This window comes from Neobacillus sp. DZ-9, assembly GCF_059587065.1.
In genome coordinates, this window is sequence record NZ_JCAIOL010000001.1 from 599703 (window position 1) to 618423 (window position 18721).

21 protein-coding genes and 1 pseudogene are annotated in these 18721 nt (G+C 38.9%); 21 read left to right on the forward strand and 1 reads right to left on the reverse strand.

Annotated features, from left to right (window positions below; genetic code table 11):
- The first annotated feature begins 3 nt into the window (after nucleotides 1-3).
- From AC59HZ_RS03090 to AC59HZ_RS03180, 19 genes are all read left to right on the forward strand, one after another.
- Complete coding sequence (locus AC59HZ_RS03090) at nucleotides 4-708, forward strand: demethylmenaquinone methyltransferase (RefSeq protein ID WP_496544416.1); 705 nt, start codon at nucleotides 4-6, stop codon at nucleotides 706-708.
- A 43-nt stretch (nucleotides 709-751) separates the two neighbouring features.
- On the forward strand, nucleotides 752-1714 hold the full coding sequence (hepT, locus tag AC59HZ_RS03095) for a heptaprenyl diphosphate synthase component II (RefSeq protein ID WP_496544417.1): 963 nt from the start codon (nucleotides 752-754) through the stop codon (nucleotides 1712-1714).
- A gap of 97 nt (nucleotides 1715-1811) precedes the next feature.
- Nucleotides 1812-2258 (forward strand): nucleoside-diphosphate kinase, encoded by a 447-nt coding sequence (gene ndk / locus AC59HZ_RS03100; RefSeq protein WP_496544418.1) that lies wholly within the window; start codon nucleotides 1812-1814, stop codon nucleotides 2256-2258.
- A 166-nt stretch (nucleotides 2259-2424) separates the two neighbouring features.
- Nucleotides 2425-3597, forward strand: a complete 1173-nt coding sequence (gene aroC / locus AC59HZ_RS03105) for a chorismate synthase (RefSeq protein ID WP_496544649.1) — start codon at nucleotides 2425-2427, stop codon at nucleotides 3595-3597.
- Nucleotides 3597-4667, forward strand: coding sequence for a 3-dehydroquinate synthase (aroB, locus tag AC59HZ_RS03110; RefSeq protein ID WP_496544419.1), 1071 nt, complete (start codon nucleotides 3597-3599; stop codon nucleotides 4665-4667). The genes aroC and aroB overlap by 1 nt, the downstream gene beginning before the upstream one ends.
- Nucleotides 4668-4683: 16 nt before the next feature.
- Nucleotides 4684-5058 carry a chorismate mutase gene (gene aroH / locus AC59HZ_RS03115; RefSeq protein ID WP_430062580.1) on the forward strand — a complete coding sequence of 125 codons (375 nt, stop codon included), beginning with the start codon at nucleotides 4684-4686 and terminating at the stop codon, nucleotides 5056-5058.
- A 28-nt stretch (nucleotides 5059-5086) separates the two neighbouring features.
- On the forward strand, nucleotides 5087-6175 hold the full coding sequence (gene hisC / locus AC59HZ_RS03120; protein ID WP_496544420.1) for a histidinol-phosphate transaminase: 1089 nt from the start codon (nucleotides 5087-5089) through the stop codon (nucleotides 6173-6175).
- 37 nt (nucleotides 6176-6212) lie between these two features.
- Nucleotides 6213-7319, forward strand: a complete 1107-nt coding sequence (locus AC59HZ_RS03125; RefSeq protein WP_496544421.1) for a prephenate dehydrogenase — start codon at nucleotides 6213-6215, stop codon at nucleotides 7317-7319.
- A 26-nt stretch (nucleotides 7320-7345) separates the two neighbouring features.
- Nucleotides 7346-8635, forward strand: coding sequence for a 3-phosphoshikimate 1-carboxyvinyltransferase (aroA, locus tag AC59HZ_RS03130; protein ID WP_496544422.1), 1290 nt, complete (start codon nucleotides 7346-7348; stop codon nucleotides 8633-8635).
- Between the two features lie 333 nt (nucleotides 8636-8968).
- Nucleotides 8969-9865, forward strand: coding sequence for a hypothetical protein (locus AC59HZ_RS03135; RefSeq protein WP_496544423.1), 897 nt, complete (start codon nucleotides 8969-8971; stop codon nucleotides 9863-9865).
- A 24-nt stretch (nucleotides 9866-9889) separates the two neighbouring features.
- Nucleotides 9890-11155: a tetratricopeptide repeat protein gene (locus tag AC59HZ_RS03140; RefSeq protein ID WP_496544424.1), complete on the forward strand. Its 1266-nt coding sequence runs from the start codon at nucleotides 9890-9892 to the stop codon at nucleotides 11153-11155.
- A 206-nt stretch (nucleotides 11156-11361) separates the two neighbouring features.
- Nucleotides 11362-11928 (forward strand): ReoY family proteolytic degradation factor, encoded by a 567-nt coding sequence (locus AC59HZ_RS03145; RefSeq protein ID WP_496544425.1) that lies wholly within the window; start codon nucleotides 11362-11364, stop codon nucleotides 11926-11928.
- A 99-nt stretch (nucleotides 11929-12027) separates the two neighbouring features.
- On the forward strand, nucleotides 12028-12492 hold the full coding sequence (locus tag AC59HZ_RS03150) for a YpiF family protein (protein ID WP_496544426.1): 465 nt from the start codon (nucleotides 12028-12030) through the stop codon (nucleotides 12490-12492).
- 140 nt (nucleotides 12493-12632) lie between these two features.
- Nucleotides 12633-13136 (forward strand): Rieske (2Fe-2S) protein, encoded by a 504-nt coding sequence (locus AC59HZ_RS03155; protein WP_263297852.1) that lies wholly within the window; start codon nucleotides 12633-12635, stop codon nucleotides 13134-13136.
- A 3-nt stretch (nucleotides 13137-13139) separates the two neighbouring features.
- On the forward strand, nucleotides 13140-13814 hold the full coding sequence (gene qcrB / locus AC59HZ_RS03160; RefSeq protein WP_496544427.1) for a menaquinol-cytochrome c reductase cytochrome b subunit: 675 nt from the start codon (nucleotides 13140-13142) through the stop codon (nucleotides 13812-13814).
- Between the two features lie 62 nt (nucleotides 13815-13876).
- On the forward strand, nucleotides 13877-14653 hold the full coding sequence (locus AC59HZ_RS03165) for a c-type cytochrome (RefSeq protein WP_496544428.1): 777 nt from the start codon (nucleotides 13877-13879) through the stop codon (nucleotides 14651-14653).
- A gap of 64 nt (nucleotides 14654-14717) precedes the next feature.
- A complete protein-coding gene (gene lhaT, locus AC59HZ_RS03170) occupies nucleotides 14718-15311 on the forward strand; it encodes a lipoprotein heptaprenylglyceryl N-acetyltransferase LhaT (RefSeq protein WP_496544429.1) in 594 nt (197 codons plus the stop codon).
- Nucleotides 15312-15382: 71 nt separating this feature from the next.
- Nucleotides 15383-16177, forward strand: coding sequence for a sporulation protein YpjB (ypjB, locus tag AC59HZ_RS03175; protein ID WP_496544430.1), 795 nt, complete (start codon nucleotides 15383-15385; stop codon nucleotides 16175-16177).
- A gap of 60 nt (nucleotides 16178-16237) precedes the next feature.
- Nucleotides 16238-16918, forward strand: a complete 681-nt coding sequence (locus tag AC59HZ_RS03180; RefSeq protein ID WP_496544431.1) for a zinc metallopeptidase — start codon at nucleotides 16238-16240, stop codon at nucleotides 16916-16918.
- 33 nt (nucleotides 16919-16951) lie between these two features.
- Here the strand turns inward: AC59HZ_RS03180 and AC59HZ_RS03185 are convergent, their stop codons facing one another.
- Entirely contained in the window at nucleotides 16952-17824 is an 873-nt protein-coding gene (locus AC59HZ_RS03185; RefSeq protein WP_496544432.1) for a YitT family protein, read from the reverse strand.
- Nucleotides 17825-18012: 188 nt separating this feature from the next.
- On the opposite strand from AC59HZ_RS03185, the gene AC59HZ_RS03190 reads away from it, so the two are divergent.
- Nucleotides 18013-18351, forward strand: a complete 339-nt coding sequence (locus AC59HZ_RS03190) for a nucleotide pyrophosphohydrolase (RefSeq protein ID WP_496544650.1) — start codon at nucleotides 18013-18015, stop codon at nucleotides 18349-18351.
- Nucleotides 18344-18721 (forward strand): annotated as a pseudogene (locus tag AC59HZ_RS03195) (4-hydroxy-tetrahydrodipicolinate reductase); the annotation flags it as partial. The gene AC59HZ_RS03190 and the pseudogene AC59HZ_RS03195, both read left to right, overlap by 8 nt.

Here is an 18721-nt window from a genome sequence, read left to right on the forward strand (position 1 = left end):
TATATGCAGCAATCGAAAGAACAACGAGTTCATAATGTATTTGAAAAAATATCTGACAGCTATGATAAAATGAACTCAGTAATCAGTTTTCAGCAGCACATCAAATGGCGAATGGACACAATGAAGAAAATGAATGTTCAGCCTGGTTCAAAGGCGCTTGATGTTTGCTGCGGCACTGCTGATTGGACGATTGCCTTAGCAGAAGCTGTTGGACCATCTGGAGAAGTTAGTGGCTTGGATTTTAGTCAAAATATGTTGAATGTAGGGATTGAAAAAGTTAAACAACTTAAGCTAAATCAGGTAAAACTTATTCATGGGAATGCGATGGAACTTCCCTTCGAGGATAATAGCTTTGATTATGTGACAATCGGATTTGGCCTAAGAAACGTTCCTGATTACCTTCAGGTTTTAAAAGAAATGTACCGGGTAGTAAAACCAGGGGGAATTGCCGTATGTTTGGAAACATCGCAGCCAACTTTAATCGGGTATCGGCAGCTTTTTTATTTTTACTTTCGCTTTATTATGCCGATATTTGGTAAGTTATTTGCGAAAAGCTACAAAGAATATTCATGGCTCCAAGAGTCAGCACGCGATTTTCCAGGGATGAAAGAGCTTGCACGTATGTTTGAACAGGCAGGCTTTAATGAAGTCATTTATAAATCTTACAGCGGCGGTGCAGCTGCAGTTCATATTGGCAAAAAGAAGTAATTTAATTGTACGAAAGACAGGATGAAAAGCTGGGTGAATACAAATGAAATTAAAAATGATGTATTCATTTTTGAATTCGGATATTAACATAATTGAAAAAACGCTGGAAGAGACTATCCAATCAGAGTCTATTCTTTTAAGACAAGCTTCTATGCATACATTACAAGCCGGAGGAAAAAGAATTCGTCCTGTTTTTGTTTTGCTTGCTGGTAAATTTGGTCAATACAATATAGAATTAATGAAAAATGTGGCCGTCGCTCTAGAATTAATTCATATGGCATCACTTGTTCACGATGATGTCATTGATGACGCTGATATTCGCCGAGGAAAGCCAACTGTTAAATCAAAATGGGATAACAAGACTGCTATGTATACGGGTGACTTTGTGTTTGCACTCGCCCTTGAATTAATGACCAATATTGAAAGACCGTTAGCGCATAAAATATTAGCAGAAACTATTGTTGAAGTCACAGTAGGTGAAATTCAACAAATTAAAGATAAATACCGCTATAATCAGAATCTCCGGGATTACCTCCGAAGAATAAAGCGAAAAACAGCCCTGTTAATCGCTTCAAGCTGCCAACTGGGTGCCATCGCAGCAGATGTTGAAGAATCCATCCATCAAATTCTATATCGATTTGGCTATTATGTAGGCATGTCCTTTCAGATTACTGATGACATATTGGATTTTACGGCAACTGAAAAGGAATTAGGAAAGCCTGCGGGCAGTGACCTATTACAAGGGAATATTACAGCGCCTGCCCTGTATGCGATGGAAAATCACAAGCTTCGCAGTGAAATAGAAAAGGTTAATGAACATACACGACCTTCAGATATTGCCCCAATTATTAATTTGATCAAAAAGTCTGGTGCAATAGAAAAATCTATTGTCTTAAGTGATCATTATTTAGATAAGGCATTAGCTATATTAGAAGAGCTGCCAGAAAATAAAGCTAAAAAAACGCTTCGTGATATTGCCAAATTCATTGGAAGGCGGAAATTCTAGCTAGCATCAGCTTGCCAAATATTCGAAACAATGTTAATATTTTCGTGGATTGTTTTAAGTAACAATCATGATACATAACGAACTAGGAGTGGAATTCATGGAAAAAACATTTTTAATGGTTAAACCAGACGGCGTACAGCGTAATTTAATCGGTGAAATCGTTGCGCGTTTTGAAAAAAAGGGTTTCCAATTAGTTGGAGCAAAATTAATGAATATCCCAAACGAACTAGCTGAAGAACATTACGGTGAACACAAAGAACGTCCATTCTTTGGTGAATTAGTTGATTTCATTACATCTGGTCCTGTTTTTGCAATGGTATGGCAGGGTGAAAACGTAATTGCAACTGCACGCCAAATGATGGGTTCTACAAATCCAAAGGATGCAGCAACTGGTACCATCCGCGGTGATTTTGGACTGACTGTTGGTAAAAATATTATTCATGGCTCTGATTCACCTGCAAGCGCAGAGCGTGAAATCGGTTTATTCTTCAAAGAAGCTGGAGTAGTTGAGTATACAAAATTAGTAAACGAATGGATTTATTAATTTAAATTTGACGGGGCACTTGTATAATTAATACAAGTGCTTTTTTGTATCCGCATACAAAAAATTTTATCTCTATTTTCGGAATAGTTCCACTATGTTTATTTCGCTGTATATGTTATATTGATACATAAATCTTTAATGAGTTGAAGGGGGAAAGAGAATGGGAATGAGGTATTTAACAGCTGGAGAATCCCATGGACCGCAATTAACGACAATTTTAGAAGGACTTCCTGCTGGGATGCCGTTATTATCCGAAGACATTAATGAGGAGCTTGCGAGAAGACAAAAGGGGTATGGGCGCGGAAGAAGAATGCAAATCGAGAAAGATACCGCCGAAATCGTCTCAGGAGTTCGGCATGGAGAAACGCTAGGATCACCTATTGCTTTAGTCGTTAAAAACAATGACTGGAAGCATTGGACGAATATAATGGGAGCCGAGCCATTAGAAGAAGGTCAGGAAGACGAAATTAAACGAAAAGTAACTAGGGCCCGTCCTGGTCATGCGGATTTAAATGGTGCAATTAAATACGGACATCGTGACATGAGGAATGTGCTGGAACGCTCATCTGCGCGCGAAACAACCGTAAGAGTTGCTGCTGGTGCTGTTGCCAAAAAACTACTGTCTTTAGTTGGTGTAAATATCGTTGGACATGTAGTTGAAATTGGCGGAGTTAAAGCCCAAGCTGATGAATCCTTATCAATAGAGACGTTGAAGGAGCGGACTGAAAATTCACCTGTTCGGGTTGCAGACACAAATGTGGAGCAAAAAATGATGAATGCAATTGATGAGGCCAAAAAAAATGGCGACTCAATAGGCGGGGTAGTAGAGGTTATCGTAACAGGCATGCCTGCCGGGGTTGGCAGTTATGTTCATTATGATCGAAAATTGGATGCCAAACTAGCTGGTGCAATCGTAAGTATAAATGCTTTTAAAGGTGTCGAATTCGGTATTGGATTCGAAGCTGCCAGGAAGCCAGGAAGCGAAGTTCATGATGAGATTGGGTGGGACCCTGAACATGGGTATTACCGGAAAACAAACCGCCTTGGTGGCTTTGAAGGTGGGATGACAACTGGAATGCCAATTGTTGTCCGCGGAGTAATGAAGCCAATTCCAACACTTTACAAACCGCTTATGAGCGTTGACATCGAAACGAAAGAGCCGTTTGCTGCCAGCATTGAACGATCTGACAGCTGTGCTGTTCCTGCTGCTGCAGTTGTCGCTGAGAGTGTTGTTGCATGGGAGCTGGCAAATGCTCTTATTGAACAATTTTACAGTGATAGATTTGAAACCTTTGCCGATGAAATCAAAAGGCAACGTGAGTATGCGAGGGAATTTTAATGGAAAAGATACACATCCAAACAGAGTCTAAAAAATATAATGTCTTTGTTGGAGAAGGTGTTAGAAAAGACCTGGAATCATTCATAACTAATCATTTTCCAAAATTAACAAGAATATTAATTATGACAGATGAAACTGTGGCCAAGCTTCATCTTGACAAGTTACTCACTATTCTAGATTCGTGGGATCCTATCGTTTTTACAGCACCCAGTGGTGAAAAAGCAAAAACATTTGAAGTTTATTATAATGCATTATCAGCTGCCCTTGAAAACCGCCTTGACCGAAAATCACTTATTTTGTCTCTTGGCGGCGGCGCAGTGGGGGATTTGTCAGGATTTGTGGCTGCATCATTTATGAGGGGAGTCCCTTTCATACAAATTCCGACAACTATTTTAGCTCATGATAGTGCAGTGGGCGGAAAAGTTGCTATCAATCATCCTCTCGGGAAAAATATGATTGGGGCCTTTCATCAGCCTGAGGCTGTATTTTATGATTTAGATTTTCTTAAAACATTACCAGCACAGGAAATTCGCTCTGGGTTTGCTGAGGTTATTAAACATGCTCTCATTTTTGATGCGGAATTTTATGATTGGCTTCAAAAAAATGTTCAAGACTTAAACACACTATCGATTGAACAGCTGTCTGAATGTTTAATAAAAGGGATTAAAATTAAAAATGAATTTGTCAGTCAGGACGAACGTGAAACCGGCGTTCGTGCTTATTTGAATCTAGGCCACACCCTGGGACATGCAATTGAGTCTGAAATGGGTTATGGGAATTTTACTCATGGGGAATCCGTAATGATTGGGATGATTTTTGCTATCAAATTGAGCCAACAGCTGCTCGGACTATCATTCAATCTAGAGGAATTTGTAAATTGGGTAGAAAAGCTTGGGTATGAAACTAAAATCCCTAGTCATTTATTGTACGATAATTTAATAAATAAGATGAAGCAGGATAAAAAATCTGTCGGCGAAACAATTCGTTTTGTTTTGCTCGAGCATTTGGGGACACCGATACTTCGTGAAATTTCAGATAAATTATTATTAGAGGAGCTTAAAAGCTTTTAAACAGGGAGGGTTTTTCATGTTCAGAGGAGTGAGAGGAGCGACGACGGTTACAGCTAATACTGAAGAAGCAATTGTTACAGCTACTGAAGAACTTTTGGCTAAAATCATTGAGGTTAATCAAATTCAACCTGATACCGTCGCATCCGTATTTATTTCTACAACAGAGGACGTTACAGCAGCATTTCCTGCAAAGGCCATGAGAAAATTTGAGGGGTGGACCTACGTACCTGTAATGTGTATGAGGGAAATCCCTGTTCCAAACTCATTAAAAATGTGCATCCGTGTCATGATGCATGTCAATACAAATCAAAATCAGAAAGATATTTTCCATGTTTATTTAAATGAAGCAAAGGTTCTAAGACCTGATCTCGATAATAGTTTGGCATTATAAAAGAAATAACCAAATGGGGTGGATAAATATGAGATGGAAAGAGCAACTACTTACCCTGACTCCTTATCAGCCTGGAAGACCAATAGAGTCAGTCAAGAAACAGTATAATTTAGATAAAATTGTAAAGCTTGCTTCAAATGAAAATCCGTTTGGATGCTCTAAAAAGGTGCTTCCGGCGCTACAATCGATATCTAACAATTTGGCCATATATCCGGATGGTTATGCAGCAAATTTAAGAGAAGAACTAGCTGCATTTTTAGAAGTAGGTGAGAATGAGCTGATTTTTGGAAATGGTTCAGATAATATCATTCAAATGATTTCAAGGGCCCTCCTGCATCCAAATGCCAGCACAATAATGGCCACTCCGACTTTTTCACAATATAAGCATAATGCAATTATTGAAGGAGCCATTATCAAAGAGATTCCTCTAAAAGATGGTGACCATGATTTAGAAGCAATGATCTCTGCAATTGATGAACAAACAAACGTCATTTGGTTATGTAGTCCTAATAATCCAACAGGTACATACATTCCTGAAAATAAACTACTCTCGTTTTTAGAAAGAGTGCCAAAGCATATTTTAGTGGTTGTTGATGAAGCTTATTATGAATATGTTGCGGCTGATGACTATTATGATTCCATAAGTTTAACAAGCAGGTACCAAAACGTTATCGTGCTCCGAACTTTTTCAAAAATTTACGGACTTGCTGCCTTAAGGGTTGGATATGGTGTTGCACATTCATCCATAATTAAAGCACTAGAACCTGCAAGAGAGCCGTTTAATGTTAACTCTTTAGGCCAGCTGGCAGCAGTTGCTGCTATCAAAGATCAGGAATTTGTTGAGGAATGTAAAGAAAAAAATAGACAGGGCCTTGCACAATTTTATGCATTTTGTGATGAAAACAAATTGAGTTATTATCCATCACAAACCAACTTTATACTAATTGATTTTAAAGTGGATGGGGACAAGGTTTTTCAATATTTACTAGAAAGAGGATTTATTACTCGTTCAGGTAAAGCGTTAGGGTTTCCAACCTCAGTAAGAATTACGGTTGGCCTTCCTGAACAAAATGAAGGGGTACTAAAAGCACTGAGTAATTTTCTTGCTGAGAATTAACGCTGAACGGCTTTTGGTATATGGGGAGGAATTATTTTTGAATGGCCGTGTATTCGTCATTGGCTTAGGCCTAATTGGGGGTTCCTTGGCTCTTTGTATAAAAAAAGAGCATCCAGAAGCAACCATTATAGGCTTAGACATTAATAGTGAACAAGCAAGACTTGCCAAAATGCTCGGAGTAATAGATGAAATTGCTGCCGACATGGAGGATGGGGCCCATGGCGCTAGTTTGATTATTATTGCAGCCCCAGTAAATGATACTAAAAACATTATTCAATCACTATCAAAGCTTTCATTAAACCCGGATGTGATTGTAACGGATACAGGAAGCACGAAAAGGAAAATTGTCGAAAATGCCATCAGCTTAAACAAACAAGGAATTACTTTTATTGGCGGACATCCAATGGCTGGTTCACATAAAAGTGGTGTGTCGGCAGCTAAAGAAATTTTATTTGAAAATGCCTTTTATCTATTAACACCTGGGGAATATGTTGAAAAATCAAAGGTAATGTTACTTAAAGAGTGGTTAAAGGGAACAAATGCCAAGTTTTTAACGATAACGCCGCAAAATCACGATTACCTTACAGGGATTGTCAGTCATTTTCCCCATATCATTGCTGCCTCAATCGTCCGCCAAACTGAAAAATTGTCGGAAGCAGATAGTCTAATCCCCCGCCTCGCAGCAGGGGGATTTAGAGATATCACCCGCATTGCTTCAAGTAGTCCAGAGATGTGGAAGGACATCCTTTTACACAATCGTGAAAATTTAATTGAGCTGTTAAATCAGTGGCAAGATGAGATGGAATGGGTTAAAACGCTATTAGAAAAAGAAAATAGCGCTGCCATTTATGATTATTTTTACCAAGCAAAGCAATTCCGTGATGGACTACCGATAAAAGAAAAGGGTGCAATTCCGGCATTTTATGATTTATATGTAGACGTACCGGACTATCCAGGTATCATTTCCGAAATAACAGGATTTTTAGCAAAAGAAAAGATTAGTATTACAAACATTCGAATCCTTGAAACACGTGAAGATATAAATGGGGTTCTGGTGATTAGTTTTCAAACGGAAGAGGATCGGCAAAGAGCTGAACGCTGTATACGAGCATATTCAGACTACGCCACATCCATCGGTTCCTAATTTATATTAATTAAAAAGGTGATTTCATGAAATCTATAACACTCAATATGAAATTAAATCGGTTAATTGGTGAAATAACTATCCCCGGAGATAAATCCATCTCCCACCGTTCAGTTATGTTTGGTTCGATTGCACACGGTGAGACAAAGATTACTAATTTCCTTCCTGGTGAGGATTGTTTAAGTACGATTTCTTGTTTTCGGAAGCTCGGGGTAACCATTGAGGAAGAAGACAACCAGATTCGCATAAGCGGGAATGGATTTGAGGGGCTTACAGAGCCATTAGATGTCTTAGACGTTGGGAACTCTGGTACAACCATTCGTTTATTGATGGGAATATTGGCCGGAAGATCTTTTTTCTCTTCGCTCGTGGGTGACGCTTCTATTGGGAAGCGTCCGATGACAAGGGTTACTGGTCCTTTGGCGGAAATGGGGGCAGTGATTGATGGCCGTAAAGGCGGCTCCTATACTCCCTTATCCATTCGCGGAGGAAAATTAAACCCAATTCAGTACGAGCTTCCGGTTGCAAGCGCCCAGGTTAAATCTGCCCTTATTTTAGCTGGTTTACAGGCTGAAGGGGTTACTCAAATAATCGAACCTTCTGAAACTAGGGATCATACTGAAAGAATGATTCGGAAATTTGGTGGAATGATTGTTAAGGAGAATAAAATCATTACTGTTAAAGGCTGTCAAAATCTGACAGGAGCCACGATTCACGTTCCGGGGGATATATCCTCTGCAGCCTTCTTCTTGGTCGCTGGTGCTATTGTACCAGGCAGTGAAATCGTGCTGAAAAATGTTGGATTAAACCCAACAAGAACCGGTATTATTGAGGTTTTGAAAAATATGGGTGCTGACTTAGAGATTATTGCAAATGAGAGCGACTCCTTTGAACCAGCAGGTGACCTTGTTATAAGAACCTCAAATCTAAAAGGAACGGTTATAGAAGGGGATTTAATTCCAAAGCTTATTGATGAAATTCCGATTATTGCCCTCTTGGCAACGCAAGCTGAAGGAAAAACAATCATAAAAGACGCGGAAGAACTGAAGGTAAAAGAGACAAATCGTATCGATACCGTTGTCAACGAACTCCAAAAATTAGGTGCATCGATAGAGGCGACAGATGATGGAATGATTATTAACGGTAAATCAAATCTACATGGCGGTACCGTCTCCAGCCATGGTGACCATCGCATAGGTATGATGCTGGCAATTGCAGCGCTAGTAAGTGATGGTGATGTACTCCTTGAAAATCCAGAGGCGATCGCAGTCTCCTACCCTAATTTCTTTGAGCATTTAAAAAGCCTAACAAACTAAAAACTGCCTTTACGCAGGTCAAATTGTCGAGAAAAGTTATTTTTCTCGGCAATTTTTTATTTTTTTAAGAATCAAAATACCAAATTTATTGATTGTCCCTGCAAATGGTCCTGTTGATTTCCGCTCCAATCAACGGACCTGTTTAAAACCTATATACAATAATGTTGTAACGAATTATAGTGTGGTGCATTGATAAAGTGAATGAATAAAATAAGTGGCTGCAAAGGGTTCTTCAACAGCTTGAGCTGCATTTACGGCAGTTTTTTTTGAAAGTCATAGTTTTAAGAATTTTCGCATAGCTTGTCTTAAGAGAATATTAAAGGGTGGTGGACAATGTATATCATTGAAAATGCGAATATCCTTAAAGACAAGCGGTTAACCACCTGTTCACTTATCATAAGGAAAGACCGTATAGAGTCAATTCAAAGCAGTTCCAAGCATTATCGTTTGATGAAAATGAATGCTGAACCGTATATCATGACCCCCTCTTTTGTCCTGTTAAATTCTAAAATCTCACCTTATACTTCCTTTCGGGACTTGAAAACGATGATCACGGACCGATTCATATTAAAAGGATGCACCACTCTAATTACATTTGTCCAGGTTTCCTTTGAAACTGAATTAATTGAAAAAATCAAAGAAATGAAGATGACATTACTCAGCAGTCCAATTGACTTTGTCATTGCGGTAAAAATCCCGGTTCGCCTTTTAACACCGTCATTTATACGAAAATGTAAAAAAGAAAAAGTACCAGCCATTTTTGTTGAAATTAAAGATCCAGAGGAGTTAGAAAAAATACCATGGGGATGGATCAGGGAAGCCTTGTTTCCATTTAATAGTCCATTAATTCCAATAATTTCTACGTCAAAGAAGAAGGAAGCTGGCTTCACTTTGTCGAAATGGAAAAGTATCATGGAAAATGAAAAAATTTCCGCTTTTTACGAAGAGCTAAAAGAAGACCAACCACTTTCAATTGCTGTATTAAATCAATTAGGACTCTATCCCCATATGGCAAGTCTTATGAATGGCACAGAATTAAGCTATAATTTATATGTAAAGGGAAGAGGAATCATGAATGTTGATGAACTAAATTTATTTCATTATCATGGTGATAGACTTGTAGTTACAGTTCACAAAGGAAAGGTTGTTCGGTCTGGGGATGAGGTTTTATTTAAACCAGGATATGGAGAACATGTAAAGGTGCGAAACCCAGCTTATTTTTCTTTGTAAATTTAGGGGAAGAGGTAGGAGTCAATGGACAGAGTTAATAAAATTATTTCCATGTTAGAAAACGGCCAACATAATGAGGCCTTAAATGAATATAATGTTTTACTACAAAGCGGCCAGCCTGATGAAAAATATCTTCTAAGTGAAGAATTGTATCAGTATGGTTTTCTGGATGAAGCTAAAGTTCTTGTTGAGAACCTGTTAGAAATGTACCCTGAGGAGGGGGAACTACTTGTTCTATTAAGTGAGATTCTAATTGAAGCGGGGGAAGAGGAAGAAGCCATTCTCATGCTGGAAAAAATTTCAGAACAAGATGCTAATTTTGGGCAGTCATTACTTCTATTGGCGGACCTTTATCAAGTCCAAGGTTTATATGAGGTTTGTGAAAATAAGCTTCTCAAGGCTAAGGAAATATTGCCTAATGAAATCATTATCGATTTTGCCCTGGGCGAGCTTTATAGTGAGCAAGGCGAAATACGAAAGGCCATGGCTGCTTATGAAAAAGTTTTAACTGAAGAAAGTGAGATTGCCGGAGTAAATATTCACCAGAGAATGGCAGACCTTTTAAGTGCTTCTGGCGTGTTTGAAGAAGCGTTAATCTATTATGACAAAGCGCTTGATGAAAAGTTAGAAATTAACACATTATTTGGCTATGCTTTTACTGCACTGCAGGCAGGTTATAACCGAACTGCTATTGAGAAGTTCAATGAATTGAAAGAACTTGACCCAGAATATCACTCACTTTACCTCCATCTTGCCATGGCATATGAGCGGGAAGAAGAGCTTGAAAATAGCATACTTGCTATTAATGAAGGCATTAAACAAGATGAATTTAATAAAGAATTATTTTTCTATGGCGGCAAAATATCTATTAAGCTTGGAAAGACCATGGAGGCAGAACAGCTGTTTCGCGAAGCAATAGCCTTAGATCCTGGCTTTACCGAGGCTGCTTTAACCTTAAATAAGCTTTTATTCCAACAAGAACAATATGAGGATGTTCTGGATTTAGTTTCGGCCCTTGACATTGCTGAGGATGAGGAGCCCCAATTTTTATGGGATTCTGCCCTCGCTTTTGAGAAATTAGAGAAATTTTCATCCGCATTAGACAAATATGAAAGTGCATATACTTTTTTTAAGAACAATGAGACTTTTTTACAAGATTACGGATATTTTTTAGTTGAGGAAGGAAAATCGGACCGCGCTGCCGAAATTTTTAAACAGCTGCTAATTAAGGATCCTACCAATTTTGAATACCTTGACTTGGTTGAACGTTTAACCGATTTTAAAGATTAGGCAATTTTATTCTCATAGTTGATTGGAGCGTAAGGCACGAGACTCCTGCGGGAGGACGGGGCAGTGGAGACCCCGCAGGCGCTTTCATCGCCGAGGAGGCTCCACGGACCGCCCGCGGAAAGCGAGTGCCTGAAGTGGAAATCAACAGCTAAGTTTAAAAACGACAAAGATTAAAAAAGCTGATTTTGCAGAGGAGGGAAACTATCATGGCAACCCCTGTTTCTGTCAACGAGAAAAAGGACTTTATACGATGGTTTTTAAATCATTATCAACTAAAGAGAAGAGAATGTGTTTGGATTCTAAATTATTTAATGAGCCACGATCAACTAATGGAAAAGGTTCATTTTGTTGAGCAAGCACAGTATTGTCCACGAGGTTTGATTATGTCTACCCATTGTGTAGATAAAGTACCATTTCGCTTTTATAAGGAAAATGTCATGACGACCGATGCTGAAAAATCCTTTCATGATATTCGGCTTAACCGGGACGAAGATATTTTTATTCAATTAAACTTCCATGCCTCAAATCAAGCACACCAGTATGCAGCGGTTCTGGAAGAAAATCCATTTGTTCCAAAACACCTGCAGGTTAATGAGAAAGATGGAATAATTGCAGAACAGCTGCTGCAAAACAGTATTGAACGCTTTCAACGTGAAAAGCTTCTCCAATTGATTGATGAAGCACTAGATAAACAAGATCGCCAAGCGTTTAAAATGTTAACCGAAAAATTAAATAATCTAAATCAGTCTGAACCAAAAGGGAGTCTGCGTTAAGCAGGCTTCTATTTTTTTATGATTTATCTTTATCATTTTATTGTTTTTGGAGAAAATGATAATATAGGATTAGTGAATTCTTAAAGGTTGGTGCACACTATGAAATGGATACCTCAAGAGGTAGAGACCTACTTGAATGCAAAAGAGTATGTCGATACCGCAGTTGTCCCTTTATATTCGGTTTCAGTTGGGGGTGAAATGAAGCAATCTGCTGCAGCTGCAGAATTTATCACATTATTAACAAGTCATTTAGAAAGACAATTTACGGGAAGAATAGTCTTGTTTCCGCCATTTACATACTTAAAAAATGATCGTACCGAAAAAGTATTTAATGAGCTGCTTAATTGGGAGTCCAGCATTTTTCAGAGTGAATTCAAACACGTATTTTATATAACCTCTGAAATTGATTGGAGAGAAAGTTCCGAAAAATTAAAGGGATCGTTAATTTGGCTTCCGGCTATACCGCTTGATCAAATGAGTGATTCGCAAAAATTAACGATTATCGACAGTCAAGTCAAACAGCTATTAACTCTCTTTACGCAAAAATGGCATGAAAATATGTAAAACTATCCAGATTATATGTTTTTAAAATAGTATGATATTGACCTTGCCTGCAGATTGATATATCATTGTTATGTCCTAGTTTTATATGTGTTTAATTTTTGTCCGCTGGACTTAAATTCGTTAATAGAGGGGGGATAAGCATGAGTAAAGAGCGCGTTTCAAGACGTCAATTCTTAAGCTATACTTTAACAGGTGTAGGCGGTTTCATGGCAGCTGGAATGTTGATGCCAATGGTAAGATTTGCAGTTGATCCTGTATTAAAGACTGAAGGTGCCGGAAATTTTATCGCAACAAAGCAAAAGGTTTCTGAAATAACCGATGAACCAGTAAGGGTTGACTTCACCTTCAAGCAAAAAGATGCATGGTATGAGTCCGAAGTAACCAATACTGCTTGGGTTTATAAGAATGGGGACAAGATTGTTGCCCTATCACCAACCTGTAAACATTTAGGCTGTACGGTTAACTGGAATACGGACAAGGAGCATCCAAACCAATTCTTCTGTCCATGCCACTATGGCCGTTACACGAAGGATGGTACAAACGTTAAGGGTACACCACCACTTCACCCGCTTGATGTATATCCATACAAAGAAAAAGACGGTTTCCTATATCTAGGAAAAGCTGAACCACGGAAGGAGGCGTAATCATTGTTAAACAAAATTTACGATTGGGTAGATGAACGTTTAGATATTACGCCGCTGTGGCGCGATATCGCAGACCATGAAGTACCTGAGCATGTTAACCCAGCGCATCATTTTTCCGCGTTTGTTTATTGCTTTGGCGGTCTGACATTTTTTGTTACCGTTATTCAAATTCTCTCCGGTATGTTTTTAACCATGTATTATGTGCCGGATATTAAAAATGCATGGGAGTCCGTTTATTACCTTCAAAATGAAGTAGCATTTGGACAAATCGTACGTGGAATGCATCACTGGGGAGCCAGCTTAGTACTTGTAATGATGTTTTTACATACATTGCGCGTGTTTTTCCAAGGTGCCTATAAAAAGCCGCGTGAGCTTAACTGGGTGGTCGGAGTACTTATTTTCTTCGTCATGCTGGGCTTAGGTTTTACAGGTTACTTATTACCTTGGGATATGAAAGCGTTGTTTGCAACAAAAGTAGGTCTGCAAATTGCTGAAGCAACTCCGTTTATTGGTAGCTATGTTAAGGTTCTACTTGCTGGACATGAACATATAGTTGGCGCGCAAACGTTAACCCGATTCTTTGCGATTCACGTGTTCTTCCTGCCAGGTGTTCTGCTTGGTCTAATGGGAGCCCACTTTATCATGATTCGCAAACAAGGTATCTCGGGACCTCTTTAAAAATTTATTAACTGAAATTGTAATTTTATCTTATTTTTACGGAAAAAGGAGGGGATTGCTCAATGCATCGCGGTAAAGGTATGAAGTTCGTTGGTGACTCACGTGTGCTAGCACCTGAATTACGAAAACCGAAACTTCCAAAAGATTACTCAGAATATCCTGGTAAAACAGAAGCATTCTGGCCTAACTTCCTTTTGAAAGAATGGATGGTAGGAGCAGTATTTCTAGTTGGTTATCTATGTTTAACCGTTGCTCATCCGGCTCCGCTTGAAAGGATTGCGGATCCAACCGATACAGGTTATATTCCATTACCAGACTGGTATTTCTTATTTTTGTATCAATTGCTAAAATATACATTTGCTTCCGGGCCGTACACGGTAATTGGGGCAATGATTATCCCTGGACTTGCTTTTGGAGGATTACTATTGGCACCGTTCCTTGATCGTGGATCGGAACGCCGCCCATTAAAGCGTCCAATCGCAACTGGTGCTATGCTTTTGGCGTTAGCTGCTACTGTCTATTTAACTTGGGAATCTGTTGCAACACATGACTGGGCTGCTGCAGAACGTCAAGGGAAAATTGTTGAAAAAGTCGACATTGATAAGTCTAGCGCTGGTTACAAAATCGCTAGTGCAAATACCTGTATTACATGTCACGGCGATAGTTTCCAAGGTGGTGCTGGTGCCCCGTCACTCATTGGTACAGGCTTATCTGCTGCTGAAGTAGCTAAGATTGCTAAAGAAGGTAAAGGCGGCAAAATGCCACCAGGAATTTTCAAAGGTACAGACGAAGAGTTAAAGACGCTTTCTGAATTCATCTCAGGCCTTGGTAAAAAATAATAAAGATTGAAAAGCTGACGATTTTCGTCAGCTTTTTTCTTAATTAGTGAAATGGGGAATCATTGTGCGCTGGATTTATCCTTTTTTAGCAAATCGAAATGTATTATTACTTTTACTAGTCATTAATATTGCAGGAACTATTTATGGATATTACTGGTATGGATGGCAGCTAAAAGAAACACCCGCGAAATTTCTCTTGTTTGTACCTGACAGTCCAACTGCAAGCTTATTTTTTGTTTTTGTCCTTCTAGCTTTTTTAATGAGGAAAAATTGGCCTTTAGTAGAATCGCTTGCGATAGTTACCCTTTTTAAATATGGAATCTGGGCTGTTGTGATGAACATCCTTGTGTTTTTTGTCCAAGGGGAGCTGGATTCTGTTGGCTATATGTTGATTTTCTCCCATTTTGCCATGGCGGTACAGGGATTATTATATGCTCCGTTTTATCGGATTAAATGGTGGCATTTGATCGTAACAGCGATATGGACCTTACATAATGACGTTATTGACTATGTCTTTTTCATGCTGCCCAGCTACCATATGCTTGATCAATATATTCCGCAAATTGGCTATTTTACCTTTTGGCTTTCGATCTTGTCTATTGGCATTGCCTATTATTTATGTATCCGGGCTAATCGTTTTCAACTCGAAATAAAATAGTTTGGCCTCTCAGGTCTAACCTTGTCCAACCCTTCATACATTTTAATTAGTAACGAAAGGGGGGACAAGAATTGAAAATAAAATGGTTTGTCATTTTAGCAATGATCATGATGCTCACTCCCATATCAGTTCAAGCAAAACAGCAATCGCCAATGGAGAAGCTTGATGATATTTCCGATGAAGCTCTCCAAATGGTGAAGTTTCATAGATACGAAGATGCCAAAAAATTGCTAGATTATTTTTCAGATCAGTTCACTAGTATTGCTGGTAATGAGCAGCCCTTAACCATGGATGAGGTTAGAATTGTTCATACCTCCCATGACGAAGCAATGGAAGCTGCTGTAAGCCCAAATATGAAATATGAAGAAAGAATAAATAAACTTACGAAATTCCGTCTTGTTATTGATGCAATTGCCACAAGTCATCAACCATTATGGACAGAAATGGAAGACCAAATTATGACCGCTTTTCATCAAGCAAAGGATGCGGCCCTAAATGGTGATTCTGCTCAATTCCATTCAAACTTTAATTCGTTTTTATCCTTGTATAATGTTATCTATCCAAGTATGAAAATTGATGTACCAGTAGAAAATATTCAAAGAATAGATGCCCGAATAAATTTTATTGATGAATATAGGTCACAGGTTGTAAAAGATCAAAAAAGCAGACAGGAACTGGATGCCCTCGATACCGATTTAAAGAACCTATTTGCCAACTTGGAAGAGGATGAGGCAGACCCTTCTTTATGGTGGGTGATCATATCAACTGGAAGCATCATTATCATGACTTTATCTTATGTTGGCTGGAGAAAGTATCAAGGTGAAAAAGGGATGAAAAAAGATCGTTCAAGAGATTTAAAGGATTGATGAGTCTAATCGGCAGCTTCTATTACAAGACAGGCACCAAGAGCTGATTGGAGGTTCTATATGTCATTTTTATTATATTTTATTATTATTGCATTGATCCCATTATGGGCCCAGATGAGGGTTAAAAGTACCTTTGCTAAATATTCTCGAGTTGCGTCCTCTTCCTATCGCCGAGGGGCCGAGATTGCAAGGGAAATTCTGAATGCCAATGGGCTTTATAATGTTGGTGTTGAAGAAGGGCGAGGGTTTTTAAGTGACCACTATGACCCAAGGACGAAAACAGTCCGCCTTTCTCCAGATAATTTCCATGGTCATTCGATTGCTGCGGCTGCCGTGGCCGCCCATGAGTGTGGACATGCGATACAGGATGCAAAAGGATACGCGTTCCTGCGTTTTCGCCATGCAATGGTTCCTGTTGCAAACCTTGGTTCGAATGCTTCATGGATCCTTATAATGATAGGGATACTCTTCCATTTTAGCGGTATGCTGCTTTTGGGGATTATTTTCATGGGAGCAGCCGTCCTTTTTCAACTTATCACATTACCTGTGGAATTCAATGCTTCTAATCGTGCGTTGGACCAAATTGCTGCGCTCAGGTTAATTGGTCAGGCAGAAGAGAGAGAAGCTAAAAAGGTTTTAAATGCCGCAGCCCTGACATATGTAGCAGCCGCTGCCGTAGCTGTTTTGGAATTGTTAAGATTGGTTTTTATTTTTACAGGTATGAATAGGAACGACGATTAAAAAAAGAAGCAATGCCCTTGGGGGGCATTGCTTTTATGTTTGTATTGGTTTTTTATTTTCGTCTAGTGTAAAGCCCTCACCAAGGACATCATGAACAATGGAAATTGATACAAAGGCATGGGGATCTACTGTAGTAACCAAATTTTTCAAACGGATCAGTTCACTTTTCGCTACTACACAATATAATACGTCACGCTCACTTTTTGTATACGATCCATATCCTCTTAGGGCCGTGACCCCGCGCTCCATTTCATCCATTATTTTTTTGGCAATTTCATCATTTTTTTCTGAAATAATCATCGCACCTCTTGCAGAATAGGCTCCTTCTACGATAAAGTCAATTACTCTTGCCCCAACAAAAACAGCAACAAGTGTATACATAGCCTGCTTATAGTTTAAATATGTAAGCAGTGATAAGCCAATGACACAGACATCGAACATGAACATCGTTTTCCCCATATTCCATCCGGCATATTTTTGAACAAGCCTTGCGATAATATCCACGCCGCCTGTAGTACCGCCAAAGCGAAAGATAATTCCCAACCCAATACCAGCAAAAACTCCTGCAAATAATGCTGCCAAGGTTAAATCACTTTTCAATGGCATTTCAAGAGAATATCGTTGGAAAACCCACAGAAATATGGAGACCCCGACTGTTCCTATGATCGTATATAAAAAAACATTTCGGCCCAGCAGCTTCCATCCAATAATAAATAAAGGAATATTTAACAGCAGGTTTGTATAAGATGGGTCTAACTTCCACAGGAAATAAAGTAGCAGGGTTATCCCTGTGAATCCGCCTTCTGCCAGCTTGTTTTGCATATTAAAATTTACAAGTCCAAATGAAAAAATGGCTGCCCCTAATAGAATAAACAATATATTTTTGAATTTAAGGCCTAATACCATACACATACCTCCTCTTCCATAATTTTCTCTATCATCGCGGTTTTTATTATAGCGAATAAAGTATACTGGAGCAATCTAAACAGTAAAGTGAACGCTTTAAACGAAAACATTTGTAAAACAGTCTTTTTTTAGCTAACATGAAAAATATGATAGCAATGAGGTGAAGATAATTGGACAAAGGGAAATCGATGAAAGACCTTCAACATGAGGTCGATACATACATTGGACAATTTAAAGAAGGTTATTTCAGTCCCCTCGCCATGCTGGCAAGGCTAACGGAGGAACTTGGCGAGTTAGCAAGGGAAATAAACCACACTTTCGGTGAGAAACCAAAGAAATCAACAGAAGCTGAAAAAGCAATTGAAGAAGAGCTTGGCGATCTGTTGTTTGTTATTATTTGTCTTGCGAATTCTTTAAATATTGATCTTGAAGAGGCCCACGATTATGTAATGAACAAATTTAATACGAGGGATAAAAACAGATGGACGAGAATTAATGAGGAAATGAGGAATAAGTCTGATGAATAACATCCGAATCGTTATTGCCGGTCCGCGCGGCCGGATGGGCAGTGAAGCAGTCAATCTAGTATCAACAACGGAACACTTTACATTAGTAGCAGTGGTTGACCATAAATACGATGGGATTATGTTAAGTGATATTGATGGCTTTCAATCGATACATAATGTGCCTGTTTATCGGGACATCGAAAAATGTCTGCAAAATGTAGAGGCAGATGTATTAATAGATTTAACAACACCGGAAGTAGGTATGTACCATACAACAACTGCTCTAGCGTATAATGTTCGTCCTGTGGTTGGAACAACAGGTTTTACAAAAAATGATTTAGAAGAGCTGGAACGCATTTGTAAGGAAAAAGATTTGGGTTGTATTATTGCC